Genomic DNA, 23,005 nt, shown 5'->3' on the forward strand with positions numbered 1-23,005 from the left:
CCGGCATCTGATGGAACACAAGCTCTTGGCACCGGCCGAGTCCGGCCTTCTCGACGTGCCGGCGCTGCGCGCCAAATGCGAATTCATCGCCAGCACCAATGCCGAGTATCGCGACCGCATGCGCGGCGCGCTTCTGGCGGAGTTCAAGAAGGTCAATGCCGCCGGTCGCGAACGCGCCCGCGAACTGCTCTTCGTGGATGGCAGCGGCCTGCAATGCGCCGCGCGCATTTCCTGGCTGCAGGACCAGCTCATTTCGGTGCTGCATGATTTCGCGCTGAACCACGTCTTCAGCGCCGGCCAAGCGCCGCCTGCGACCCGCATCACGGTGACGGCCGTCGGCGGTTATGGCCGCGGCACGCTCGCACCCGGCTCGGATATCGACCTGCTCTTCCTGCTGCCGGCCAAGCCCGCCGCCTGGAGCGAGCCGGCCATCGAGTTCATGCTCTACATTCTGTGGGATCTCGGCTTCAAGGTCGGCCACGCCACGCGCAATCTGGAAGAATGCATCACGCTCTCGAAGGGCGATATGACGATCCGCACGGCGATCCTCGAAGCGCGCTATATCGGCGGTTCGGCCTCGCTGTTCGAGGAGCTGGCGCTGCGCTTCGACCGCGAGATCGTGCGCGGCACCGGCCCGGAATTCATCGCGGCAAAACTTGCCGAGCGCGACGAGCGCCACCGCAAGGCAGGCGACACGCGTTACCTCGTCGAGCCGAACGTCAAGGAAGGCAAGGGCGGCCTGCGCGACCTGCACACGCTGTTCTGGATCGCCAAATATTTCTACCACATCAAGGACCCGGCCGAACTGGTGAAGCTCGGGGTGCTCTCGCGGCAGGAATACAAGCTCTTCCAGAAGGCGGACGATTTCCTCTGGGCCGTGCGCTGCCACATGCATTTTCTGACGGGCAAGGCGGAAGAGCGGCTGTCCTTCGACATCCAGCGCGAGATTGCCGAATGCCTCGGCTACCAGCCGCATCCCGGCCTCTCGGCTGTCGAACGCTTCATGAAGCACTATTTCCTCGTGGCGAAGGATGTCGGCGACCTCACGCGCATCTTCTGCGCGACGCTGGAGGACCAGCAGGCCAAGGAGGCGCCCGGCATCACCGCCGTCATCAGCCGCTTCACCCGTCGCACGCGCAAGATTGCGGGAACGCTGGATTTTCTGGAGGATCGCGGCCGCATCACGATCGCCGATCCCGATGTCTTCAAGCGCGATCCGGTCAACATCATCAGGCTCTTCCATATCGCCGATCTCAACGGCCTGGAATTCCACCCGGACGCTCTGAAGCTGGTGACGCGCTCGCTCGGGCTGATCAACGGCGCGGTGCGGGAAAACGATGAGGCGAACCGCCTCTTCCTGTCGATCCTCACCTCGCCGCGCGATCCCGCCCTTCTCCTGCGCCGCATGAACGAGGCCGGGGTGCTCGGCAGGTTCATCCCGGAATTCGGCAAGATCGTCGCGATGATGCAGTTCAACATGTATCATCACTATACGGTTGACGAGCACCTGATCCGGTCTGTCGGCGTTCTCGCCAATATCGACCAGGGCCGCGAGAAAGAGGCGCATCCGCTGAGCTATCAGGTGATGCCCTCGATCGAGGACAAGATTCCGCTCTACGTCGCCGTGCTGCTGCACGATGTCGCCAAGGGCCGGCCGGAGGATCATTCGGAGGCCGGCGCCAAGGTCGCCCGCAAGCTTTGCCCACGCTTCGGCCTGACGCCGAAACAGACGGAGCTGGTCGTCTGGCTGATCGAGGAACATCTGACCATGTCGATGGTCGCTCAGACCCGCGACCTCAACGACCGCAAGACCATCGTCGATTTCGCCGAGAAGGTGCAGTCGATGGAGCGGCTGAAGATGCTCTTGGTGCTGACCGTCTGCGACATCCGCGCCGTCGGTCCCGGCGTGTGGAACGGCTGGAAGGGCCAGCTTCTGCGCACCCTCTATTATGAAACGGAACTCCTGATCTCCGGCGGCTTCTCCGAGCTGTCGCGCAAGGAGCGCGCCCAGGCGGCGCGACAGATCCTGTCGGATACGCTGCCGGTCGACTGGAGCCAGAAGGACCGCAAGACCTATACCAAGCTGCACTACGATCCCTACCTGCTGACGGTGTCGCTGGAGGACCAGGTGCGCCATGCGGCCTTCATCCGCGAGACCGACAAGGCGGGGCACACGCTGGCGACCATGGTGCGCACGCATTCCTTCCACGCCATCACCGAAATCACCGTGCTCTCGCCCGACCATCCGCGCCTGCTGACGGTCATTGCCGGCGCCTGTGCGGCAGCCGGCGCCAACATCGTCGATGCGCAAATCTTCACGACGTCGGACGGAAGGGCGCTCGACACGATCCTCGTCAACCGCGAATTCCTCAACGACGCCGACGAGACGCGCCGCGGCGGCACGATCGGGCGGATGATCGAGGACGTGCTGTCGGGCCGCAAGCGCCTGCCCGAGGTGATCGCGACGCGCACCAAAAGCCGCAAGCGCAGCCGTACCTTCACCGTCTCGCCGGCGGTGACGATCTCCAACACGCTGTCGAACAAGTTCACCGTCATCGAGATCGAGTGCCTCGACCGTCCGGGCCTCTTGTCCGAGGTCACGGCCGTGCTCTCCGATCTCTCGCTCGACATCGCCTCGGCGCATATCACCACCTTCGGCGAGAAGGTCATCGATACCTTCTACGTCACCGACCTCGTCGGCCAGAAGGTCACCAACGACAACCGGCAGGCCAATATCGTCGCCCGGCTGAAGGCCGTGATGGCCGACGAGGCGGACGAGCTGCGCGACCGCATGCCGTCGGGCATGATCGCGCCGGTTCCCGCCACACCGAAAAGGGTCAAGGCACAACAATGAGTCTGGTGAAAAAATTCGCGACGGTGGGCGGCGCGACGCTTGGCAGCCGCGTGCTCGGCTTCGCGCGCGAGACGCTGATGGCCGCCGCGCTCGGCACCGGCCCGATGGCCGATGCCTTCTATGCGGCCTTCCGCTTCCCCAATCTCTTCCGCCGTCTCTTTGCCGAGGGCGCCTTCAACGCCGCCTTCGTGCCGCTCTTCGCCAAGGAGATCGAGGCGGGTGGTCTCGACGGGGCGAAACGCTTTTCAGAAGAGGTTTTCGGCGTCCTGTTCTCGGTTCTCCTGATGCTGACCATCGCGATGGAGCTGCTCATGCCGCTCATCGTCGCCTGGGTCATCGCGCCCGGCTTCGTGGACGATGCGGAAAAGTTCGACGTGACGGTGAAACTCGCCGTCGTCATGTTCCCCTATCTCATGTGCATGTCGCTGACGGCGATGCTGTCGGGCATGCTGAACTCGCTGCACCACTATTTCGCCGCCGCCGTCGCGCCCGTCTTCCTCAATGTCGTGCTGATCGGCGCGCTGGGTTACGGCCTCTGGGAGGGCGCGTCGCCGCTTCAGGTGGCCTGGTATCTCTCCTGGGGCGTGCTGGTTGCCGGCCTCTTGCAGATGGCGGTGCTCTATGCCGGTGTGCGCCATGCCGGCATGAAGATCGGCTTTCGCCGCCCGCGCATGACGCCGAACGTCAAGCGCCTGCTCTGGCTCGCCTTCCCGGCGGCGATCACCGGCGGCATCACCCAGATCAACCAGCTGATCGGCCAGATGATCGCCTCCACCAAGGACGGCGCGATCTCCGCCCTGCAATATGCCGACCGCGTCTATCAGCTGCCGCTCGGCGTCGTCGGCATCGCCGTCGGTGTGGTGCTCCTGCCGGAACTGGCGCGGGCGCTGAAGGGCGGCCATGAGCGCGAGGCCGGCAACCTGCAGAACCGCTCGATGGAATTCGTGCTGTTCCTGACGCTGCCGGCCGCCGGCGCGCTCTGGGTCATCTCCGACGAAATCGTGCGCGTGCTTTACGAGCGTGGCGCGTTCAGCCCGGAAACCACCTCCGTCGTCGCCGGAACGCTTGCCATCTACGGTCTCGGCCTGCCGGGCTTCGTGATGATCAAGGCGCTGAACCCCGGCTTCTTCGCCCGCGAGGACACCAAGACGCCGATGCGCATCACCATGCTGTCGGTTGTTATCAACTGCATCCTTGCTGTCTCGCTCTTCCCGCTGTTCTACGAGCGCGGCATTGCGACCGCCGAAACCGTCTCAGGCTGGATCACCGCGCTGCTGCTCTTCGTGACATTGGTGCGCCGTGGTCACTGGCCGCTGGAAAAGGCGCTCGCCTGGCGCGTCGCGCGGCTCTTGATCGCCACGGTCGTCATGGCCGTCTCGCTCGAATATGCCTCCGGCTATCTCGCCCATCGTCTGGCGCCGACATCGTCGCTCTTCGAGCAACTGACGGCACTCGGCATGCTGATCGGCTTTGCCATGGTGGTCTATTTCTCCGTCGCCTTCCTGATCGGCGGCGCCGATCTCGGCATGCTCAGGCGCAACCTGAAGCGCGGCCGCGGCAAGCCGCCGCCGGCGGAGGCCGAATGAGACAGCGCATCGCCCTCGTCTCGCTGCTGGTGCCCGACTACGATGCGGGCATCGCCTTCTATTGCGGCAAGCTCGGCTTCGATCTCGTCGAGGATGTCGCGCTGGACGCCGACAAGCGCTGGGTCGTGGTGCGTCCGAAAGGCGCCGGCGAAAGCGGCCTGCTGCTCGCCGTCGCCGATGGCGAACGACAACAGCAGGCGATCGGCAACCAGATGGGCGGCCGCGTCGGGTTCTTTCTGCATACGGACGATTTCGACCGCGATCACGCAAGCTTTGCCGCTGCGGGCGTGCGTTTTCTCGAAACGCCGCGCGACGAGCCCTATGGCAAGGTCGCCGTCTTCGAAGACGCCTTCGGCAATCGCTGGGACCTTCTGGAGCCGCGGGCCTGAGGCCCCTTGATCGCCGCCCCGGCGGCGTGCATAAGCGCGTCCTATCGTTTTAGGAAAGCAGGCCCTCCACCCGCCTGAAGGAACATCGTCATGAGCGCATTCAAGCCTCTCGTCTTCTCCGGCGTCCAGCCGACCGGCAATCTCCACCTCGGCAACTATCTCGGCGCGATCCGCAAATTCGTGGCTTTGCAGGCCGATAACGACTGCATCTACTGCGTCGTCGACCTGCATGCGCTGACCGCGCAGCTGGTGCATGAGGACATGCGCAACCAGATCCGCTCGATCGCCGCGGCCTTCATCGCCTCGGGCATCGATCCGAAGAAGCACATCGTCTTCAACCAGTCCGCCGTGCCGCAGCATTCCGAGCTCGCCTGGATCTTCAACTGCGTGGCGCGCATCGGCTGGATGGAGCGCATGACCCAGTTCAAGGACAAGACCGGCGGCAAGAATGCCGAGCAGGTCTCGCTCGGCCTGCTCGCCTATCCGAGCCTGATGGCGGCGGACATTCTCGTCTATCGCGCGACGCATGTGCCCGTCGGCGACGACCAGAAGCAGCATCTGGAACTGACCCGCGACATCGCCCAGAAGTTCAACATCGATTTCGGCAATCATATCCGCAATGCCGGCACGGGCGTCGATATCGTCGTCGGCGAAGAGCCGATTCATGCCTATTTCCCGATGGTCGAGCCGCTGATCGGCGGCCCGGCGCCGCGCGTCATGTCGCTGCGCGACGGCACGAAGAAGATGTCGAAGTCGGACGCGTCCGATCTCTCGCGCATCAACCTGCTCGACGATGCCGACACGATCTCCAAGAAGATCCGCAAGGCCAAGACTGACCCGGACGCGTTGCCGAGCGAAGTCGAAGGCCTGAAGGGCCGTCCGGAAGCCGAAAACCTCGTCGGCATCTATGCCGCGCTGTCGGACAAGACCAAGGCGGAGGTGCTCTCGGAATTCGGCGGCCAGCAGTTCTCGGCCTTCAAGCCGGCGCTGGTCGATCTCTCGGTCAACGTTCTCTCGCCGATCACCGACGAAATGCGCCGCCTGATGGACGACACGACCCATATCGACGCGATCCTCCGGGACGGCGGCGAGAGGGCGCGGGCGCGGGCCGAAAAAACCATGAAGGAAGTCCGCGACATCATCGGTTTTGTGCAGTAAGGTCGCCTCGAAACGTCTTTGAGAGAAGGGGGCCGTATGGTTTCTCGACGACTTTCCCGTATGGAAGGCCACCGCCGGAAATTTCTGGCTGTTATCGACGACACGCCGGAATGCCAGCGCGCCGTCCACTATGCGGGGATGCGGGCGAAGAATTCCAACGGCGCCGTGGTTCTGCTCTATGTGATCGCCAATGGCGATTTTCAGCAATGGCTGGGGGTCGAGGAGATCATGCGGGCGGAAGCGCGCGACGAAGCGGAAGCCGTGCTCGCCAAGGCGGGGCAGGCGCTGCGCGAAGCCATCGGCATCGAGCCGGAAACGGTGATCCGCGAGGGCGTCGCCTCGGAAGCGATCAACGGCCTGATCGAGGAAGACCGCGATATCGCGATCCTCGTTCTGGCCGCCGGTTCGGCCAAGGAAGGGCCGGGACCGCTGGTCAGTTCGCTTGCCAGCCGCGCACAGGCCTTCCCGATCCCCGTCACGGTCATCCCGGACCAGCTGAGCGACGAGGAACTGGACGCGCTGAGCTGACCTGCGGTCTTGAAGAGCGGCGGCAAAACGCCTATCTTCTTTTGAACCATTCTAAGATTTTGGCCGACGAAGACGCCTGGCCGGACGGAGACGACCATGTTCATCCAGACCGAATCGACGCCGAACCCGTCGACCCTGAAGTTCCTGCCCGGCAAGGTGGTGCTCGAAACCGGCACCGCCGAGTTCCGCGACGAGACGGAAGCGCGCGCCGCTTCGCCGCTCGCCGCCCGCCTGTTCGGCGTGCCCGGCGTCACCGGCGTGTTCCTCGGCTACGATTTCATCACCGTCACCAAGGACAGCGCCGACTGGCAGCACATGAAGCCGGCGATCCTCGGCAACATCATGGAACACTTCATGTCCGGCCAGCCGATTCTCGCCAGCGGCGCGCTCGGCGGCAGCGACGAGGACGAGGGCGAGTTCTTCGAAGAGGGTGACGAGACCATCGTCGCCACCATCAAGGAACTGCTCGACACGCGCGTGCGCCCGGCCGTGGCGCAGGACGGCGGCGACATCACCTTCAAGGGGTTCCGCGACGGCGTCGTCTATCTCAACATGAAGGGTGCCTGCTCCGGCTGCCCGTCCTCGACGGCAACGCTGAAGCACGGCGTACAGAACCTTCTTCGCCATTTCGTACCGGAAGTGCAGGAAGTTGAAGCCGTCGTATAAGGCCCGCTCCGCCCATCGCAGGTGCCCGGCATGATCGTCCTCGCGATCGATACGGCGGGCGCCGCCTGTTCGGCTGCCCTCTATGATTCCAATCGGGATGTCGTGCTCGGCGCTGCCGGCGAGGATATCGGCCGCGGCCATGCCGAGCGGCTGATGGACTTCGTCGACGGCGCGCTCGCCGCCGCCGGCCTCGACCTTCCCGCAATCGACCGTATCGCCGTCACCATCGGCCCCGGCTCCTTCACCGGCATCCGCGTCGGCGTCGCTGCCGCGCGCGGCCTGGCACTGGCGCTCGGCATCCCCGCCGTCGGCGTCAGCACACTCTCGGCGCTGGCCGCGGATCGTCAAGGCCCGCTGCTGGTGGCCATCGATGCCAAGCGCGACGAGGTTTACTGGCAGGCGTTTGCGGCCGATGGCAGCGAAGCCACGCCGCCGGCCATCGCCAGTGTCGAAGACGCGCGCGCCATTGCGCTGGCGCATGACGGGAATATTATCGGTTCGGCTTCGGCCCTGCTGCGCGAGGGCGCGATTGCGGAGACGGACGGCGTTTCCACTACCACCGTCGCGCGCCTCGGTGCCCGCCTCGATCCACAAAACCATCTGCCGAAGCCGCTCTATCTGCGCGGTCCCGATGCCAAGCCGCAGGCGGGTTTCGCGATCCGCCGAGCCTGATGCCATGTCCCTGAGCGACTATTTCACCCGCAAGCCCATCTTCGAGATCTTTCCGCTGGAGACCGCCGATGCCGGTCTCGCGGCGACGTTGCATCAGTTGCGTTTTCCTCAGCCGTGGAACGACGGCGAATTCCATTCGCTGCTGTCGCAGGACCCGGTTTTCGGCTTTCTGGCGCTGAAGCAGGGCGGGCTCGGCCGGACCGCCGGCGGCTTCGTTCTGGCCCGCGCCACGGCGGGCGAGGCGGAAATCTTGACGATCAGCGTCGATCCGCGCTTCGGCCGCTCCGGCCTCGGCTGGCGCCTGATGCTGGCGGCACTGCGCGAGGCGAAGATGCGCGGCGCCGAAGACATTTTCCTCGAGGTCGACGAGGTCAACCACGCCGCGCGTGGTCTCTACGGCAAGCTCGGCTTCCTCAAGGCCGGCGAGCGCAAAGCCTATTATGCCGCCGCCGATGGCAGCCGCTCGGCGGCGCTTGTCATGCGGCGCGATCTTCGCTAGTCCCCTATCGGGGGGCGACAAGAGAAGGGCAGACGGGATGGCGGACGCGGAAAAATCGCTGGAAGAGCTTTGTGTCGAGCGCGGTATGCGCATGACCGAGCAGCGCCGGGTGATCGCGCGCGTGCTCGAATCCTCCGCCGATCATCCCGATGTCGAAGAACTCTATCGCCGGTCCTCCGCCGTCGATTCGCGCATTTCCATCTCCACCGTCTACCGCACCGTCAAACTCTTCGAGGATGCCGGCATCATCGAACGGCATGATTTCCGCGATGGCCGCTCGCGGTACGAAACGGTGCCGGACGAACATCACGACCATCTGATCGACCTGAAACACGGGCAGGTCATCGAGTTCCACTCGCCCGAGATCGAGGCCCTGCAGGAACGCATCGCGCGCGAGCACGGTTTCAAGCTCGTCGGCCACCGGCTGGAACTCTACGGCATTCCGCTCAAGGAGGGCGAGTGAGGTGGATTATTTCGCCTTGTGAACGCCCGCCGGTGATGCCTTGATCACCTGGCTGCGCATTGCTTTCGGCGCCATCGTCCTTCTTGCGGTCACGCTCCTCCTGTTGCCGGTCCAGCTAATCGGCCTGCGTTTCAACCTGAAAATCCGCCGCCGCCTGCCGCGGCTCTGGCATCGTGTCGCCTGCTGGGTACTGGGCCTGCGCGTGCGCGTGCATGGCGCGCCGGAGCCGAAGCGCCCGCTGCTTTTGGCGGCAAACCATGCCTCGTGGAAGGATATCCTGGTGCTCGGCTCGGTGGCCGACGTCGCCTATATCGCCAAGGCCGAGGTGCGCGGCTGGCCGGTTTTCGGCCTGCTCGCCCGCCTGCAGGCGACGATCTTCGTCGAGCGCGAGCAGCGCCAGAAGACGGGCGATCAGGTGAACGAGATCGCCGAGCGCCTGACGGCCGGCGAGATCATCGTTCTCTTCCCCGAGGGAACGACCTCCGACGGCAACCGCCTCATGGAAATCAAGACCTCGTTGTTCGGCGCCGCCGCCTCCGCCGTGCCGCATGCTCCCGATGGCGTCGTGTTCATCCAGCCGGTCTCGATCGCCTATACGGGCGTGCACGGCATGGCGATGGGCCGCTTCCACCGGCCGCTCGCCGCCTGGCCGGGTGATATCGAACTCGGGCCGCATCTGCTCGGCGTGATGCGCGAGGGGGCTGTCGACGTCGATGTCGATTTTGGCGAGCGGGTCGAGTATTCGCGGGCGAGCAATCGCAAGCAGGTGAGCCGCGAAGTCGAGACGCGCATCCGCGCCATGCTGGGCGCGCGGCTGCGTGGCAGATAGAGCTTCAAATTCCGGCATATTTCCACTATGGAAGCGGCCATGAGCGAACAGTCCCTTCCATTGCCCGAGGCCCCGGCGGCCACGCCGAACACCCGCAAAGTCTTCGTGAAGACCTACGGCTGTCAGATGAACGTCTACGACAGCGAGCGCATGACGGATGCGCTGTCGAAGGACGGCTATCAGGCGACGGACGTGCTGGAGGAGGCAGACCTCGTTCTTCTCAACACCTGTCATATCCGCGAGAAGGCGGCGGAAAAGGTCTATTCCGAGCTCGGCCGTCTGCGCGAGATGAAGAAGGCGCGCGCAAAGGACGGCCGCGATATGGTGATCGGCGTCACAGGCTGCGTCGCGCAGGCCGAGGGCAAGGAAATCCTGCGCCGGGCACCCGCCGTCGATCTCGTCATCGGCCCGCAGACCTATCATCGCCTGCCGGACGCGCTGCGCCGCGCCAAGGGCGGCGAGCGCGTCGTCGAGACGGATTACGCGATCGAAGACAAATTCGAGCATCTTCCCGCGCCGGAAAAGGCAAAGACCCGCGCCCGCGGCGTCACCGCCTTCCTCACCGTGCAGGAAGGCTGCGACAAGTTCTGCACCTTCTGCGTGGTGCCCTATACGCGTGGCTCGGAAGTTTCCCGCCCCGTTGCGCAGATCGTCACCGAGGCCGAACGCCTCGTCGAGGGCGGCGTGCGCGAAATCACGCTGCTCGGCCAGAACGTCAATGCCTGGCACGGCCTCGGTCCGGATGGGGCCGAATGGAGCCTCGGTGATCTGCTCTGTCGTCTTGCCGAGATCGAAGGCCTTGCGCGCCTGCGCTATACGACGAGCCATCCGCGCGACATGGACGACCGGCTGATCGCGGCACATCGCGACTTGCCCAAGCTGATGCCCTATCTGCACCTGCCGGTGCAGTCCGGCTCCGACCGCATCCTCAAGGCCATGAACCGGCGCCACACGGCGGCCGAATATATCGCGCTGATCGCGCGCATCCGCGCCGTCCAGCCGGACCTCGCCATTTCGGGCGATTTCATCGTCGGCTTCCCCGGCGAGACCGACCAGGACTTCGAAGACACGATGCGTCTCATCGAGGCGGTCGGTTATGCACAGGCATTTTCCTTCAAATATTCCATCCGCCCCGGCACGCCGGGCGCAGAGATGGAGGGTCATGTGGCGGAGAATATGAAGGCCGAACGCCTTGAAAGATTGCAGGCTTTGCTGTTTCGCCAGCAGCGCGAATTCGCCAAGGGCTGTATCGGCAAGGAGATCGACCTGCTTCTGGAAAAGCCCGGCCGCATGCCCGGCCAGCTCGTCGGCCGCTCGCCCTGGCTTCAGCCTGTGAATGTTGATGCAAAAGCGTCGGAAATCGGTGACATTATACGGGTACGAATCACCGATGCCGGGCCCAACAGCCTCTTCGCGGAAGCGATCGGGTGACGGGCGGATCGCAAGGAGCTTGACCGCTTGAACGGACACGAACTGATGACGTCCTCGCCGCGCCAGTCGAAGAACCAGACCGACGTAAATCAATTCGTGCTCACGTTCGAAAACAATCGATACGCAAGCGAGCTCTTCGGCCAGTTCGATCAGCATCTGAAGCTGCTCGAAGAGCGCCTGCATATCGATGCGCGGGCGCGCGGCAATTCCGTTTCCATCTCCGGCGATGTGGTCGCCACCGGCCAGGCCCGTCGCGCCCTGGATTATCTCTATGACCGCCTGCAAAAGGGCGGCTCGATCGAGCTGTCCGACGTGGAGGGCGCAATCCGCATGGCGATTGCCGCCGACGACCAGCTTTCGCTGCCGACCATGGAGCGCAAGGCCAAGCTCTCCATGTCGCAGATTTCCACCCGCAAGAAGACCATCGCCGCCCGCACGCCGACGCAGGATACCTATATCCGCGCGCTGGAACGGTCCGAGCTGGTCTTCGGCGTCGGCCCGGCCGGTACGGGCAAGACCTATCTTGCCGTCGCCTATGCCGCCCAGCTTTTGGAGCGCGGCGCGGTCGACCGCATCATCCTGTCGCGCCCGGCCGTCGAAGCCGGCGAGCGTCTGGGCTTCCTGCCCGGCGACATGAAGGAAAAGGTCGATCCCTATCTGCGCCCGCTCTATGACGCGCTCTACGACATGATGCCGGGCGACAAGGTCGAGCGCGCCATCGCCGCCAACGTCATCGAAATCGCACCGCTCGCCTTCATGCGAGGCCGCACGCTCGCCAACGCCGCCGTCATCCTCGACGAGGCGCAGAACACGACGTCGATGCAGATGAAGATGTTCCTGACGCGTCTGGGTGAAAACGGCCGCATGATCGTCACGGGCGATCCGAGCCAGGTCGACCTGCCGCGCGGCGTGAAATCCGGCCTCGTCGAGGCGCTGCAGATCCTCAAGGGGGTCGAGGGCGTCTCGGTTGTGCGCTTCAAGGATGTCGACGTGGTGCGCCACCCGATGGTCGCCCGCATCGTCCGGGCCTATGAGGCGACGACCGCCGTGCAGGACGAAAGCGAGCAGACCGACCGCTGAGCGGTCGACAAGCAATTCCAGCAAAAGTGTGAAGCGGTTTTGCGTTCGGAATTGCGTAAAAAAGAAATCTAATGAGCGAACTTGATATCCAGATTTCCATCGAGGAGGGCGAATGGCCCTCCGAAGAGCGCCTTGCCGACATGAGCGAGCGCGTGCTCGGTGCAGCCGTTGACTATCTGCGCAAGACGGAAAAGCAGCCTTTCCCGAAGACCAGCGCGCCCGAGGTTTCCCTCGTCTTCACCAATGACGCTGACATCCGCGGCATCAATGCGGAATGGCGCAGCCAGGACAAGCCGACCAATGTTCTGTCTTTCCCCGCCTTTCCGCTAACGCCGGGAAAAATGCCGGGTCCCATGCTCGGCGACATCATCTTCGCTGAGGAGACGCTGACCCGCGAGGCGGGCGAACTCGGCAAGTCCTTCGACGACCATCTCACGCATCTGATGGTGCATGGATTTCTGCATCTCTTCGGCTATGATCACATGGACGACGAGGAAGCGGAAAAAATGGAGGGGCTCGAGACTCGCATTCTTGCCGGGCTTGGCCTATCTGACCCCTACGGGGATGACCCCGATTAACCAGTTTGGACCAATGAGCGACTTCAGAAATCAGTCGGCAACGACGGAAAAGCACGAGGCGGACGCCTCAAGTCAGGACGAGGCGGGCAGTAGTAGCAGCGCGCCGAAGCAGGAGAACGGCGGCCGGACATCCTTCTGGTCCCGCGCGACTCGGCTCTGGCGCATGACGGGTGCCTCCACGCTGCGCAAGGACCTCGCCGAGGCCCTGATGACGGAAGACACCGGCGGCGAGCCGGCCTTCCTGCCCGAAGAACGGGCCATGCTGCACAACATTCTCCGCTTCCGCGAAGTGCGGGTCGAGGACGTCATGGTGCCGCGCGCCGATATCGAGGCCGTCGATCAGGACATCACGATCGCCGAGCTGATGGTGATCTTCGAGGATTCCGGCCGCTCGCGCATGCCGGTCTACAATGAAAGCCTCGACGATCCGCGCGGCATGGTACACATCCGCGATCTGCTTGCCTATGTTACCAAGCAGGCCCGCAACAAGCGCCGCAACGGCGCCAAGGCCGCGTCCGCCAATGGCGAGAAGCCGGCCCGTGCGCCAAAAGCCGAATTCGACCTCGGCCGCGTCGATCTGTCGAAAACCGTCGCCGAAGCCGGCATCATCCGTCAGGTTCTCTTCGTGCCGCCGTCCATGCTGGCTGCCGACCTGATGGCGCGCATGCAGGCCGACCGCACGCAGATGGCGCTTGTCATCGACGAATATGGCGGCACGGATGGTCTCGCCTCTCTGGAGGACATCGTCGAGATGGTTGTCGGCGATATCGAGGACGAGCATGACGACGAGGAGGCGATGATCCAGCGCGTCAGCGACGACGTCTTCATCGCCGACGCCCGTGTAGAACTGGAAGAGCTGGCCAAAGCCATCGGTCCGGATTTCGACATTCGTGAACAGCTCGAGGATGCCGATACGCTCGGCGGTCTGATCTTTGCGTCGCTCGGCCGCATTCCGGTGCGCGGCGAGGTCGTTCAGGCAGTGCCGGGCTTCGAATTCCACGTGCTTGATGCTGATCCGCGCCGTGTCAAGCGCGTGCGCGTCACCCGCAAACGCGCTGGCTCGGTACGCCGCCGCGAGCGCCGGCCGGAAGGCGAAGGCACGAATGCTGCCGCCGACCGTCAGCAGACACTTGAACAGCAGACCGGCAAGGCGAACGCCGACTGACGCCATCTGCCTGATCCCTAAAATGATCTGCGCCTTGTCCTGTGTTACGGCAGGACAAGGCGTTGGTTTTTTGGAAGACTGGCGCGGCTGATTCGGGGACATCAAAAAGGGGACGGCATGGAGCGGCTCGCGGGCACGGTCATGCTCCTGTCTGGGACGAGACGGGCGCTTGTGGCATTTTTCGCGGGTCTGATCGGGGTGCTGGCGCTGCCGCCCTTCGGCTTCTTCGCTGCGCTCTTCGTATCCTTCACCCTGCTCGTCTGGCTGCTGGACGGCGCAAGTGCTGCGCCAGAAGCCGGTTTCATCAGGCGTCTCGCGCCCGCTTTCCGTATCGGCTGGTTCTTCGGCTTCGGCTATTTCGTCGGCGGGCTCTGGTGGCTCGGCAATGCGCTTCTGGTGGAGGCCGACGACTATGCCTGGGCGGTGCCACTCGCCGTTCTCGGCCTGCCGGCGTTCCTCGCGCTCTATTATGGCCTCGCCGCCGCCATCGCGCGTCTCCTCTGGTCGGATGGCATGGGGCGCATCGCCGCGCTTGCCTTCGCCTTCGGCGTGGGGGAATGGCTGCGCGGCACGCTCTTCACCGGCTTTCCCTGGAATGCGGTCGGCTACGGCGCCATGCCGGTGCCGCTCCTCATGCAGTCGTCAAGCGTTCTCGGCATCGCTTCCATTAATGCACTCGCCGTCTTCGTTTTCGCCACCCCGGCGTTGATCGGTACGCGGCGCGGCCGCATGCCGGGCTTGGCGCTCGCCACGCTGCTTTTTGCCGCCCATATCGGCTACGGCTACCACGTTCTTCATTTTGTCCCGCCGCCGCAGGGCGAGGCCACCGTCGTGCGCCTCATCCAGCCGGTCATCGATCAGGCGCTGAAGCTCGACGATTCCGCCCGCGCCGAAATCTTTGAAAAGCATCTGAAGCTGAGCGCCGAAAAACCCGCAGAGAGCGGCAAACGGCCCGATATCGTCGTCTGGCCGGAGACCTCCATTCCCTTCATCCTCACGGACAATCCCGACGCGCTGGTGCGCATTGCCGATGTGCTCGAGGACGACCAGATATTGATTGCCGGCGCGGTGCGTACGGAAAGTGCGGGCTCCGGCAAGGCGCCGCGCTACTACAATTCCATCTATGTCATCGACGGCAAAGGCCAGATCATCGCCGCCGCCGACAAGGTGCATCTCGTGCCCTTCGGCGAATACATGCCCTTCGAGGATGCCTTCGCAAGCCTCGGCGTTGCGGCCGTCGCGGCCATGCCCGGTGGCTTTTCCGCCGCCCGGGAGCACCAGCTTCTGACCGCCGCCGGCAAGGGCTTCTACCCGCTGATCTGCTACGAGGCGATCTTCCCGTCCGAGATCAATGACGCGGCAGAACAGGCCGCGGCGCTGCTCAACATTACCAACGATGCGTGGTTCGGCAACACGCCTGGCCCCTACCAGCACTTCCTGCAGGCGCGCCTGCGCGCCGTCGAGCGCGGCCTGCCACTGATTCGCGCCGCCAATAACGGCATTTCGGCCGTGGTGGACAGTCGGGGGACTATCGTAACGGGTATATCATATGATACGCCCGGATTTGTTGATGCAACTCTCCCGGGAAGAATTCAGGTTGCCGACAAGGTGAAACGGCAGGTTTGGTCGTTTCTAGCCGTGCTTGCTGTTCTATTTGCGGCCGCGGCGATTTCTCGTATTGGTTTTAGAAACAGGATGAATTGACCCAAAACCCCTAAAATAGCATAGTGCAACCCGCCGGCCGTTCTCCTGTATTGTGGTAGCCTTTAAGAGGTTGCGCATACAACGTGACGTTAAGTCTTCGTTAAGGCTGCCGGAAGGGTGGGGCCATTCCGCGTTAGGACGAAAGTGATGATGGAAAACAAAAAGAAGCCGAATCCGATAGATATTCATGTCGGAAGCCGGATCCGGCTTCGCAGGACCATGCTTGGCATGAGCCAGGAGAAGCTGGGCGAAAGCCTCGGCATCACCTTTCAGCAGATTCAGAAATACGAGAAGGGCACGAACCGCGTCGGCGCCAGCCGGCTGCAGAACATTTCGAGCATTCTCAACGTACCCGTCTCCTTCTTCTTCGAGGATGCGCCGGGCGATCAGTCGGATGCTCAGGCCGGCCTCGCCGAGGCGTCGAGCTCCAATTACGTGGTCGATTTCCTGTCTTCTTCCGAGGGCTTGCAGCTCAACCGCGCCTTCGTGAAGATCGGCGATCCCAAGGTGCGCCGCAAGCTTGTCGATCTCGTCAAGGCGCTGGCCGCCGAAGCCGAAGTCGAGTGATCCCATCCATTGTTGCATGAGATGAAGGGGCGGCGGGCAGGCCGCCCTTTTCCGTTGCGTATCCTGATTTTCGACGGGGCGGATCGCCCGGAAATCCGGGACATAAAGACATTCTTATGTCCTTGTGTGCTTGTCTTTCCCCGATGAACTGAATAACAACGTCGAAGTCCATTTTCTTTGAGGGGAATTCCCGCATGCGCAGCAGCTATCTCTTCACCAGCGAGTCCGTCGCCGAAGGCCATCCGGACAAGGTTTGCGACCGTATCTCCGACGAGATCGTCGATCTGGTCTATCGCGAAGCCGTGAAGTCGAAGGTCGATCCGTGGTCGGTCCGTATTGCCTGCGAGACGCTTGCGACGACGAACCGCGTCGTCATCGCCGGTGAAGTGCGCCTGCCGCCGAGCCTCCTGAAGAAGGACAAGGACGGCAAGGACGTCATCAATCCCTCCAAGTTCAAGTCGGCCGCCCGCAAGGCGATCCGCGACATCGGCTACGAGCAGGACGGTTTCCACTGGAAGACGGCGAAGATCGACGTGCTCCTGCACTCGCAGTCCGCCGACATTGCCCAGGGCGTCGACAACGCCGCAGACAAGCAGGGTGACGAGGGTGCCGGCGACCAGGGCATCATGTTCGGTTACGCCTGCCGCGAAACGTCGGAACTCATGCCGGCGCCGCTTTATTATTCGCACCGTATTCTCCAGCTCCTCGCCGATGCCCGCAAGAAGGGCGAGGGCGATGCCGGCAAGCTCGGCCCCGATGCCAAGAGCCAGGTGACCGTGCGCTACGTCGACGGCAAGCCGGCCGACGTCGCCTCCATCGTGCTCTCCACCCAGCATCTCGATGACAGCTGGGATTCCAAGAAGGTGCGTCAGGTCGTCGAACCCTATATCCGCGAAGCCCTGCACGACATCAAGATCGCCGACGATTGCGTCTGGTACATCAACCCGACGGGCAAGTTCGTGATCGGCGGCCCGGATGGCGACGCCGGCCTCACCGGTCGCAAGATCATCGTCGATACCTATGGCGGTGCTGCCCCGCATGGCGGCGGCGCCTTCTCCGGCAAGGACACGACCAAGGTCGACCGTTCGGCCGCCTATGCCGCGCGCTACCTCGCCAAGAATGTCGTGGCCGCCGGTCTTGCCGATCGCTGCACGATCCAGCTGTCCTACGCCATCGGCGTCGCCCAGCCGCTGTCGGTCTATGTCGATCTGCACGGCACGGGCAAGGTCGGCGAAGACGCCGTGGAAGCCGCGATCCGCAAGGTCATGGACCTATCGCCGTCGGGTATCCGCCGTCATCTCGACCTCAACAAGCCGATCTATGCCAAAACGTCCGCTTACGGCCATTTCGGCCGCAAGGCCGGCCGCGACGGCTCGTTCTCCTGGGAGCGCGTCGATCTCGCCAAGGCCCTCAAGGACGCCGTGAAGAACTGAGACCCGATATGAGCGATGCCGAGCACCCCACCCGCGCCAGCGAGGCCTTTTTCGGCCGGCGCAAGGGAAAACCCCTGCGCGAGCGGCAGGTGCAGCATCTCGAAACTCTGCTGCCGGAGCTGAAGGTCGATCTGTCGACCGAGGCTCCGGTGGACATTACCACGCTCTACGGTTTCAAGCCGGAGCGCATGCGCCTCGAAATTGGTTTCGGCGGCGGCGAGCATCTCATCCACCGCGCGCTGGAAACGCCCAAGACCGCCTTCATCGGCGTCGAGCCCTTCGTCAATTCCATGGCGAAGCTGATCGGCCGCGTCGAGGAAACGGGCGCACAAAATATCAGGCTTTACGATGACGATGCGACGGAGCTGCTCGACTGGCTCCCGGTCGATTCGATCGATCAGATCGACCTGCTCTATCCGGATCCGTGGCCGAAGAAAAAGCACTGGAAGAGGCGGTTCGTCTCCAAGGTCAACCTGGACCGCTTTGCCCGGGTTCTGAAGCCGGGCGGGCTCTTCTGCTTTGCGTCCGACATCGACACTTATGTCAACTGGACGCTGATGCACTGCGGGGCTCATCCCGCTTTCGTGTGGACCGCGGAAAACGCGGCCGATTGGCTCACACCCTATGCCGGCTGGCCGGGCACGCGCTACGAGGCCAAGGCCAAGCGCGAAGGCCGCAAGTCGGCCTATCTCACCTTCCGCCGGCTCTGACGGAAGGCCTGATCTTCAGACTTAGTGCAGGCTGACGGTACGCAGCTCGTCCTCGGCAGCCTTGTAGAAGGTGCTCGAACGGTTGTCGGTCAGGAGGATCGGCGTGCCGTCGGCGCCGAACAGGGCCCACAGGTCCAGGCTCGGATCGATTTCCGGGGCTTCCGGGAAGACGCGCGACACTTCGTCGGCCTTCATCTTCCTGATATATCCGACTTCGCCCGCGCCGAGATGCGCAAGGTCTGCCTTCGAGACGGTGTTCGGGGTTGCGATTTTCAGTCCCATCTTTGCCTCCATGGCAATGCCGGCAAGTGCCGGCCGCTGGGCGCCCGCGGCCACAATGGCGCTCGGTGCGTCAGCGATCAGGTTACGCTCGAGACGGTCCGGCGGTTGTTCCCGCAGGAACGGCTCATGATCTAGTCTGATACGGAAATGTTAATTTTCTTTACCATTCGAACCGGCTCGGGCCGGACGAGGTCCACCGACAGGAGACCGTTCTTCAATTCCGCGCCCTGCACGCGCATGCCGTCGGCAAGGACGAAGGTGCGTTGGAACTGGCGGGCGGCAATGCCGCGGTAAAGATAATCCCGCTCGCCGCTGTCGACCTGGCGGCTGCGAATGACGAGCTGGTTCTCCTCCGTCGTCACGTCGAGTTCCTCTTCGGAGAAACCCGCGACGGCGAGCGTGATGCGCAGGCGCTCGGGCGCGCCGGTATCGCCGTTCGGGCGCAGACGTTCGATATTATAGGGAGGATAGCCATCGTTGCCCTTGGCGATGCGCTCGAGGGTCTTTTCCATGGCGTCAAAACCCAGCATCAGCGGGCTGGCGAAAGGGGTCATGCGTGTCATCGTCTAGTCCTTGGCTTTCAAGCGACTGTGGCGGGACCCGGCTCGGCATCCCGATGGCTGCAATATGGTGATTGCGCGCCTGTGGCGCAAGACGCTTGCGAACGGCGATTTCGCAAATATAGTCGCCGCTTCGCTCGCGCGAGACGCGCCACGAATCATAAGAAACACGGGATGGAAACGGCATGTCCGAGCCACGGAAAATCATTATCGACACGGATCCGGGGCAGGACGACGCCGCCGCGATCATGCTGGCGCTCGGCAGCCCGGAACTCCAGATCCTCGGCATCACCACGGTGGCCGGCAACGTGCCGCTGTCCCGCACCTCGACCAATGCCCGCATCATCCTGGAATTCTGCGCGCGTACCGACGTGAAGGTCTTCGCCGGCGCCGACAAGCCGATTGCCCGCCCGCTGATCACCGCCGAGCATGTGCACGGCAAGACCGGCCTCGACGGACCGGAGCTGCACGAGCCGCAGATGCCCTTGCAGACGCAGCATGCCGTCGATTTCATCATCGAGACGCTGCGCAGCGAGCCCGAGGGCAGCGTGACCCTCTGCACGCTCGGTCCGCTCACCAATATCGCGACCGCCCTGCAAAAGGCGCCTGACATTGCCGGCCGCGTGCGCGAGCTCGTCATGATGGGTGGCGGCTTCTTCGAGGGCGGCAACATCACGCCGGCCGCCGAATTCAACATCTATGTCGACCCCGAGGCCGCCGCTGTTGTCTTCCAATCCGGTATCCCGATCGTCATGATGCCGCTCGACGTCACCCACAAGGTGCTGACGCTGAAGAGCCGTGTCGCCAAACTGCGCGAAATCGGCAATCGTCCGGCGACGGCCCTGGTCGAGATGCTCGAATTCTTCGAGCGCTTCGACGTGGAGAAATACGGTTCCGACGGCGGCCCGCTGCATGACCCGACCGTCATCGCCTATCTGCTGAAGCCGGAGCTTTTCGGCGGCCGCGATTGCAATGTCGAGATCGAGACGGCCTCGCCGCTGACGGTGGGCATGACCGTCGTCGACTGGTGGCAGGTAACCGGCCGCAAGCACAATGCGCGCGTCATGAAGGATGTCGATGCCGACGGCTTCTTCGCGCTGCTCACCGAGCGCGTCGGCCGCCTGTGATGCGTGGCCCGCGCAGCGCCAGCCCCGCCGTGGAGGCCCGTTTCCACAAGGAGATGATGGGCCTCTACGACCGCTTCGCCGAACTCGGCTTCCGCCCGGTGCTGCTGCGTCGCTTCGTGCTGTTGAACGGCGGCGTGGCCGCCGCGAAGGACCTCGTCTTCAAGCCCGGCACGACAGGGCTGGAGCGCCTGCTCGACGCGGACAAGGCCGAGCTTTCCATGGAAGCCCTGATGCTGCGGCCGGAATATCAGCCGCTGTTTTCCGAACTGGAGCTGAAGGAGGCGATACAGCGCCTCGCGAGCGCGACACGCTCAAGGTCGCGTGGCCGGCTGCAAGCACAGCCGACCGAACCAAAGTAGGGCGGGCCGCCTCAGCCCTGTGCGGCCTGCTCGGCTTCCATCTTCTCGTAGAACTTCACGATGATGTCCCAGGCCTCGTCGGCCGTCTCGACGAACTGCATCAGTTCGACATCGCCGGGCGCGATCGTGCCGAAGGCGGCGAGCGCGTCGAAGTCGATGATCTTGTGCCAGAAGTCCTTGCCGAACAGGATGAGCGGAACCAGCGCCATACGGCCGGTCTGCATCAGCGTCACCGTTTCGAACAGCTCGTCCAGCGTGCCGAAACCGCCCGGAAACACCGTGACCGCCTTGGCGCGCAGCAGGAAATGCATCTTGCGGATCGCGAAATAGTGGAAGTTGAAGCTCAGTTCCGGCGTCACATAAGGGTTCGGCGCTTGCTCGTGCGGCAGAACGATGTTGAGGCCGATCGAGGGCGCGCCGACATCGGCCGCGCCGCGGTTGCCCGCCTCCATCACGCCCGGCCCGCCGCCGGTGACGACGACATATTCCTTGTAGCCGAGCTCCGCCGAGCGCTCCGAGCAGAGCCGGGCGAATTTCTGCGCTTCCGTATAATAGACCGAGGCTGCCTCAAGATTGGCGCGCTGCGTCTCGTTGCGCGCCGCCCACGCCTCCTGGCCGGGGGCGGGGATGCGCGCGCCGCCGAACATCACGACGGTCGACTTGATGCCGCGCTCGGCGAGCATCATCTCGACCTTCAGGAGTTCGAGCTGCAGGCGCACCGGGCGCAGCTCCTCGCGGCACAGGAAATCGTCGTCCACATAGGCAAGCCGGTAGGCGGGATTGGCCGATTGCGGCGTCTGCGGCACCACGGCGGCGCGGTGCTTGTCCTGCGCGCTGTCGGCCAGCGGATCCCACACGCCGTCCTTGCGGCGCAGGCTCTTCTTCTTCAGTCTTGCCATGTCATGTCCTGCTTTCTTCGCCCACGGGATTACCATTTCGCCCGTGCGACAGTATCTGCCGGAAAGGGGCTTCATCTTTCCCGGCACTTGCTCTAGAGCATCTGCTGATTGATGAAATCGACCTTCCGGCATCCCGACAACAGAAAATAAGCGTCGAAGTTTAAGGAATTCCGATGAGCACGTCCAACCTGTCCGCATTGTCCGCAACCATCGACCGCGCCTTCGAGGAACGCGACAGCATCAACACCGGAACGCGCGGCGAATTCCGCGATGCGGTGGAGACGTCGCTCAACCTGCTCGACACCGGCAAGGTGCGCGTCGCCGAGCGCGGCGAGGACGGCAACTGGACGGTCAACCAGTGGCTCAAGAAGGCCGTGCTGCTCTCCTTCCGCCTCAACCCGATGGAAATCGTCAAGGGCGGCCCGGGCGAATCCTCCTGGTGGGACAAGGTGCCCTCCAAGTTCGACGGCTGGAGCGTCAACGAATTCGAGAAGGCCGGCTTCCGCGCCGTGCCGAACTGCGTCGTGCGCCGCTCGGCCTATATCGCGCCGAACGCCATCCTGATGCCCTCCTTCGTCAATCTCGGTGCCTATGTCGGCGAGGGCACGATGGTCGATACCTGGGCGACGGTCGGCTCCTGTGCGCAGATCGGCAAGCATGTGCATCTCTCGGGCGGTGTGGGCATCGGCGGCGTTCTGGAGCCCATGCAGGCCGGCCCGACGATCATCGAGGACAATTGCTTCATCGGCGCCCGCTCGGAAGTCGTCGAGGGCTGCATCGTGCGTGAGGGCTCCGTGCTCGGCATGGGCGTCTTCATCGGCAAGTCGACCAAGATCGTTGACCGCGCCACCGGCGAGGTGACCTATGGCGAAGTGCCGCCCTATTCCGTCGTCGTTGCCGGCTCTATGCCGTCCGACAAGACCATGCCGAACGGCCTGCCGGCACCCGGCCTCTACTGCGCCGTCATCGTCAAGCGCGTTGACGCCCAGACCCGCTCTAAGACCGGCATCAACGAACTGCTGCGAGACTAAGCCATGGCCACGGTCGAAGAGCAGGGGCCGAGCCTCACCTGGCTCTTCTTCGGCTGGTCCGGCCGCCTCAGCCGTGCGCCCTTCGCGCTCGGCTGGGCCTTCTGGCTGATGCTGCTTTCGGCCGCGCTGACGCAGATCGTCATGGTGCCCAAGGAGGACCCGTCCTTCCTGTTCTGGTCCTTCGTCTTCGTCGGCGTCGGCCTTGTCTCGACGGTCTCCTCCATCCTTTTGACGATCAAGCGGCTGCACGACATGAACCTGCCGGTGCCGCTGATCATCTGCCTGTTCATCCCCGCCATCTCCTTCTTCGCGCTCATCGCCTTCCTCGTTTGGCCGGGCACCAATGGCGCCAACGACTACGGCCGCGTGCCCAACCGTCCGAAGGACTGACGGCACGGCCGCTGGCCGCGCGTGACAAATCCCTGGCTGATCGCT

General features: G+C 63.8%; 25 protein-coding genes. 22 read left to right on the top strand and 3 right to left on the bottom strand.

All coding sequences use genetic code 11. The annotated features are described in order from the left end of the window. The first annotated feature begins 10 nt into the window (after positions 1 to 10). The 18 genes from AC27VQ_RS04200 to trmB all read left to right on the top strand — a co-directional run bounded on the left by AC27VQ_RS04200 (position 11) and on the right by trmB (position 18,312). Positions 11 to 2,854 carry a [protein-PII] uridylyltransferase gene (locus AC27VQ_RS04200; protein ID WP_488715343.1) on the top strand — a complete coding sequence of 948 codons (2,844 nt, stop codon included), beginning with the start codon at positions 11 to 13 and terminating at the stop codon, positions 2,852 to 2,854. After that, positions 2,851 to 4,440, top strand: a complete 1,590-nt coding sequence (gene murJ, locus AC27VQ_RS04205) for a murein biosynthesis integral membrane protein MurJ (RefSeq protein WP_488715344.1) — start codon at positions 2,851 to 2,853, stop codon at positions 4,438 to 4,440. The genes AC27VQ_RS04200 and murJ overlap by 4 nt, the downstream gene beginning before the upstream one ends. Further along, positions 4,437 to 4,829 carry a VOC family protein gene (locus AC27VQ_RS04210; RefSeq protein WP_488715345.1) on the top strand — a complete coding sequence of 131 codons (393 nt, stop codon included), beginning with the start codon at positions 4,437 to 4,439 and terminating at the stop codon, positions 4,827 to 4,829. The genes murJ and AC27VQ_RS04210 overlap by 4 nt, the downstream gene beginning before the upstream one ends. A 90-nt stretch (positions 4,830 to 4,919) precedes the next feature. Beyond that, the gene (gene trpS, locus AC27VQ_RS04215; RefSeq protein ID WP_488715346.1) at positions 4,920 to 5,987 is read left to right on the top strand and encodes a tryptophan--tRNA ligase; all 1,068 of its coding nucleotides are present in this window, start codon (positions 4,920 to 4,922) and stop codon (positions 5,985 to 5,987) included. Positions 5,988 to 6,023: 36 nt separating this feature from the next. Then, positions 6,024 to 6,515: a universal stress protein gene (locus AC27VQ_RS04220; protein ID WP_313529862.1), complete on the top strand. Its 492-nt coding sequence runs from the start codon at positions 6,024 to 6,026 to the stop codon at positions 6,513 to 6,515. Positions 6,516 to 6,611: 96 nt separating this feature from the next. Further along, positions 6,612 to 7,181: a NifU family protein gene (locus AC27VQ_RS04225; RefSeq protein WP_257949585.1), complete on the top strand. Its 570-nt coding sequence runs from the start codon at positions 6,612 to 6,614 to the stop codon at positions 7,179 to 7,181. A gap of 30 nt (positions 7,182 to 7,211) precedes the next feature. Beyond that, entirely contained in the window at positions 7,212 to 7,853 is a 642-nt protein-coding gene (tsaB, locus tag AC27VQ_RS04230; protein ID WP_488715347.1) for a tRNA (adenosine(37)-N6)-threonylcarbamoyltransferase complex dimerization subunit type 1 TsaB, read from the top strand. A gap of 4 nt (positions 7,854 to 7,857) precedes the next feature. Beyond that, positions 7,858 to 8,352 (top strand): N-acetyltransferase, encoded by a 495-nt coding sequence (locus AC27VQ_RS04235; RefSeq protein WP_313531231.1) that lies wholly within the window; start codon positions 7,858 to 7,860, stop codon positions 8,350 to 8,352. Positions 8,353 to 8,389: 37 nt separating this feature from the next. Next, a complete protein-coding gene (locus AC27VQ_RS04240) occupies positions 8,390 to 8,815 on the top strand; it encodes a Fur family transcriptional regulator (RefSeq protein ID WP_117367711.1) in 426 nt (141 codons plus the stop codon). 40 nt (positions 8,816 to 8,855) lie between these two features. After that, positions 8,856 to 9,644, top strand: coding sequence for a lyso-ornithine lipid O-acyltransferase (gene olsA, locus AC27VQ_RS04245; RefSeq protein WP_488715348.1), 789 nt, complete (start codon positions 8,856 to 8,858; stop codon positions 9,642 to 9,644). Between the two features lie 39 nt (positions 9,645 to 9,683). Then, positions 9,684 to 11,075, top strand: coding sequence for a tRNA (N6-isopentenyl adenosine(37)-C2)-methylthiotransferase MiaB (gene miaB, locus AC27VQ_RS04250; protein ID WP_488715349.1), 1,392 nt, complete (start codon positions 9,684 to 9,686; stop codon positions 11,073 to 11,075). Positions 11,076 to 11,102: 27 nt separating this feature from the next. Then, the gene (locus AC27VQ_RS04255; protein WP_488715350.1) at positions 11,103 to 12,155 is read left to right on the top strand and encodes a PhoH family protein; all 1,053 of its coding nucleotides are present in this window, start codon (positions 11,103 to 11,105) and stop codon (positions 12,153 to 12,155) included. 71 nt (positions 12,156 to 12,226) lie between these two features. Beyond that, a complete protein-coding gene (ybeY, locus tag AC27VQ_RS04260) occupies positions 12,227 to 12,733 on the top strand; it encodes an rRNA maturation RNase YbeY (protein ID WP_488715351.1) in 507 nt (168 codons plus the stop codon). Between the two features lie 13 nt (positions 12,734 to 12,746). Continuing rightward, on the top strand, positions 12,747 to 13,898 hold the full coding sequence (locus AC27VQ_RS04265; RefSeq protein WP_313531221.1) for a hemolysin family protein: 1,152 nt from the start codon (positions 12,747 to 12,749) through the stop codon (positions 13,896 to 13,898). A 117-nt stretch (positions 13,899 to 14,015) separates the two neighbouring features. Continuing rightward, complete coding sequence (lnt, locus tag AC27VQ_RS04270) at positions 14,016 to 15,602, top strand: apolipoprotein N-acyltransferase (RefSeq protein ID WP_488715352.1); 1,587 nt, start codon at positions 14,016 to 14,018, stop codon at positions 15,600 to 15,602. Between the two features lie 147 nt (positions 15,603 to 15,749). Next, a complete protein-coding gene (locus AC27VQ_RS04275) occupies positions 15,750 to 16,169 on the top strand; it encodes a helix-turn-helix domain-containing protein (RefSeq protein WP_117367725.1) in 420 nt (139 codons plus the stop codon). A 194-nt stretch (positions 16,170 to 16,363) separates the two neighbouring features. Further along, the gene (metK, locus tag AC27VQ_RS04280) at positions 16,364 to 17,602 is read left to right on the top strand and encodes a methionine adenosyltransferase (RefSeq protein ID WP_488715353.1); all 1,239 of its coding nucleotides are present in this window, start codon (positions 16,364 to 16,366) and stop codon (positions 17,600 to 17,602) included. A gap of 8 nt (positions 17,603 to 17,610) precedes the next feature. Beyond that, positions 17,611 to 18,312: a tRNA (guanosine(46)-N7)-methyltransferase TrmB gene (trmB, locus tag AC27VQ_RS04285; RefSeq protein ID WP_488715354.1), complete on the top strand. Its 702-nt coding sequence runs from the start codon at positions 17,611 to 17,613 to the stop codon at positions 18,310 to 18,312. A gap of 21 nt (positions 18,313 to 18,333) precedes the next feature. Here the strand turns inward: trmB and AC27VQ_RS04290 are convergent, their stop codons facing one another. Both AC27VQ_RS04290 and AC27VQ_RS04295 read right to left on the bottom strand, forming a co-directional pair. After that, positions 18,334 to 18,594 (bottom strand): BQ00720 family protein, encoded by a 261-nt coding sequence (locus AC27VQ_RS04290; RefSeq protein WP_488715355.1) that lies wholly within the window; start codon positions 18,592 to 18,594, stop codon positions 18,334 to 18,336. Positions 18,595 to 18,725: 131 nt separating this feature from the next. After that, positions 18,726 to 19,157 carry an Hsp20 family protein gene (locus AC27VQ_RS04295; protein ID WP_488715356.1) on the bottom strand — a complete coding sequence of 144 codons (432 nt, stop codon included), beginning with the start codon at positions 19,155 to 19,157 and terminating at the stop codon, positions 18,726 to 18,728. 182 nt (positions 19,158 to 19,339) lie between these two features. Between AC27VQ_RS04295 and AC27VQ_RS04300 the strand changes: the two genes are divergently transcribed. Both AC27VQ_RS04300 and AC27VQ_RS04305 read left to right on the top strand, forming a co-directional pair. Then, on the top strand, positions 19,340 to 20,281 hold the full coding sequence (locus AC27VQ_RS04300; RefSeq protein WP_488715357.1) for a nucleoside hydrolase: 942 nt from the start codon (positions 19,340 to 19,342) through the stop codon (positions 20,279 to 20,281). Further along, positions 20,281 to 20,640 carry a hypothetical protein gene (locus tag AC27VQ_RS04305; protein WP_488715358.1) on the top strand — a complete coding sequence of 120 codons (360 nt, stop codon included), beginning with the start codon at positions 20,281 to 20,283 and terminating at the stop codon, positions 20,638 to 20,640. Before AC27VQ_RS04300 ends, AC27VQ_RS04305 begins: the two co-directional genes overlap by 1 nt. 11 nt (positions 20,641 to 20,651) lie before the next feature. Here AC27VQ_RS04305 and AC27VQ_RS04310 read toward each other — a convergent pair whose 3' ends face one another. Next, on the bottom strand, positions 20,652 to 21,539 hold the full coding sequence (locus AC27VQ_RS04310; protein WP_313531210.1) for an LOG family protein: 888 nt from the start codon (positions 21,537 to 21,539) through the stop codon (positions 20,652 to 20,654). A gap of 173 nt (positions 21,540 to 21,712) precedes the next feature. Between AC27VQ_RS04310 and dapD the strand changes: the two genes are divergently transcribed. Beyond that, entirely contained in the window at positions 21,713 to 22,570 is an 858-nt protein-coding gene (gene dapD / locus AC27VQ_RS04315; protein ID WP_488715359.1) for a 2,3,4,5-tetrahydropyridine-2,6-dicarboxylate N-succinyltransferase, read from the top strand. 3 nt (positions 22,571 to 22,573) lie between these two features. Next, positions 22,574 to 22,960 (top strand): DUF805 domain-containing protein, encoded by a 387-nt coding sequence (locus AC27VQ_RS04320; RefSeq protein WP_488715360.1) that lies wholly within the window; start codon positions 22,574 to 22,576, stop codon positions 22,958 to 22,960. Positions 22,961 to 23,005: the final 45 nt, after the last annotated feature.

It is taken from the genome of Shinella sp. 20P9.1.1 (assembly GCF_057798995.1).

Excerpts from the sequence above, each read along its gene's own strand:
- AC27VQ_RS04200 (WP_488715343.1), top strand. The coding sequence starts at position 11 with ATGGAACACAAGCTCTTGGCACCGGCCGAGTCCGGCCTTCTCGACGTG.
- murJ (WP_488715344.1), top strand. The coding sequence starts at position 2,851 with ATGAGTCTGGTGAAAAAATTCGCGACGGTGGGCGGCGCGACGCTTGGC.
- AC27VQ_RS04210 (WP_488715345.1), top strand. The coding sequence starts at position 4,437 with ATGAGACAGCGCATCGCCCTCGTCTCGCTGCTGGTGCCCGACTACGAT.
- trpS (WP_488715346.1), top strand. The coding sequence starts at position 4,920 with ATGAGCGCATTCAAGCCTCTCGTCTTCTCCGGCGTCCAGCCGACCGGC.
- AC27VQ_RS04220 (WP_313529862.1), top strand. The coding sequence starts at position 6,024 with ATGGTTTCTCGACGACTTTCCCGTATGGAAGGCCACCGCCGGAAATTT.
- AC27VQ_RS04225 (WP_257949585.1), top strand. The coding sequence starts at position 6,612 with ATGTTCATCCAGACCGAATCGACGCCGAACCCGTCGACCCTGAAGTTC.
- tsaB (WP_488715347.1), top strand. The coding sequence starts at position 7,212 with ATGATCGTCCTCGCGATCGATACGGCGGGCGCCGCCTGTTCGGCTGCC.
- AC27VQ_RS04235 (WP_313531231.1), top strand. The coding sequence starts at position 7,858 with ATGTCCCTGAGCGACTATTTCACCCGCAAGCCCATCTTCGAGATCTTT.
- AC27VQ_RS04240 (WP_117367711.1), top strand. The coding sequence starts at position 8,390 with ATGGCGGACGCGGAAAAATCGCTGGAAGAGCTTTGTGTCGAGCGCGGT.
- miaB (WP_488715349.1), top strand. The coding sequence starts at position 9,684 with ATGAGCGAACAGTCCCTTCCATTGCCCGAGGCCCCGGCGGCCACGCCG.
- ybeY (WP_488715351.1), top strand. The coding sequence starts at position 12,227 with ATGAGCGAACTTGATATCCAGATTTCCATCGAGGAGGGCGAATGGCCC.
- AC27VQ_RS04265 (WP_313531221.1), top strand. The coding sequence starts at position 12,747 with ATGAGCGACTTCAGAAATCAGTCGGCAACGACGGAAAAGCACGAGGCG.
- lnt (WP_488715352.1), top strand. The coding sequence starts at position 14,016 with ATGGAGCGGCTCGCGGGCACGGTCATGCTCCTGTCTGGGACGAGACGG.
- AC27VQ_RS04275 (WP_117367725.1), top strand. The coding sequence starts at position 15,750 with ATGATGGAAAACAAAAAGAAGCCGAATCCGATAGATATTCATGTCGGA.
- metK (WP_488715353.1), top strand. The coding sequence starts at position 16,364 with ATGCGCAGCAGCTATCTCTTCACCAGCGAGTCCGTCGCCGAAGGCCAT.
- trmB (WP_488715354.1), top strand. The coding sequence starts at position 17,611 with ATGAGCGATGCCGAGCACCCCACCCGCGCCAGCGAGGCCTTTTTCGGC.
- AC27VQ_RS04290 (WP_488715355.1), bottom strand. The coding sequence starts at position 18,594 with ATGGGACTGAAAATCGCAACCCCGAACACCGTCTCGAAGGCAGACCTT.
- AC27VQ_RS04295 (WP_488715356.1), bottom strand. The coding sequence starts at position 19,157 with ATGACACGCATGACCCCTTTCGCCAGCCCGCTGATGCTGGGTTTTGAC.
- AC27VQ_RS04300 (WP_488715357.1), top strand. The coding sequence starts at position 19,340 with ATGTCCGAGCCACGGAAAATCATTATCGACACGGATCCGGGGCAGGAC.
- AC27VQ_RS04305 (WP_488715358.1), top strand. The coding sequence starts at position 20,281 with ATGCGTGGCCCGCGCAGCGCCAGCCCCGCCGTGGAGGCCCGTTTCCAC.
- AC27VQ_RS04310 (WP_313531210.1), bottom strand. The coding sequence starts at position 21,539 with ATGGCAAGACTGAAGAAGAAGAGCCTGCGCCGCAAGGACGGCGTGTGG.
- dapD (WP_488715359.1), top strand. The coding sequence starts at position 21,713 with ATGAGCACGTCCAACCTGTCCGCATTGTCCGCAACCATCGACCGCGCC.
- AC27VQ_RS04320 (WP_488715360.1), top strand. The coding sequence starts at position 22,574 with ATGGCCACGGTCGAAGAGCAGGGGCCGAGCCTCACCTGGCTCTTCTTC.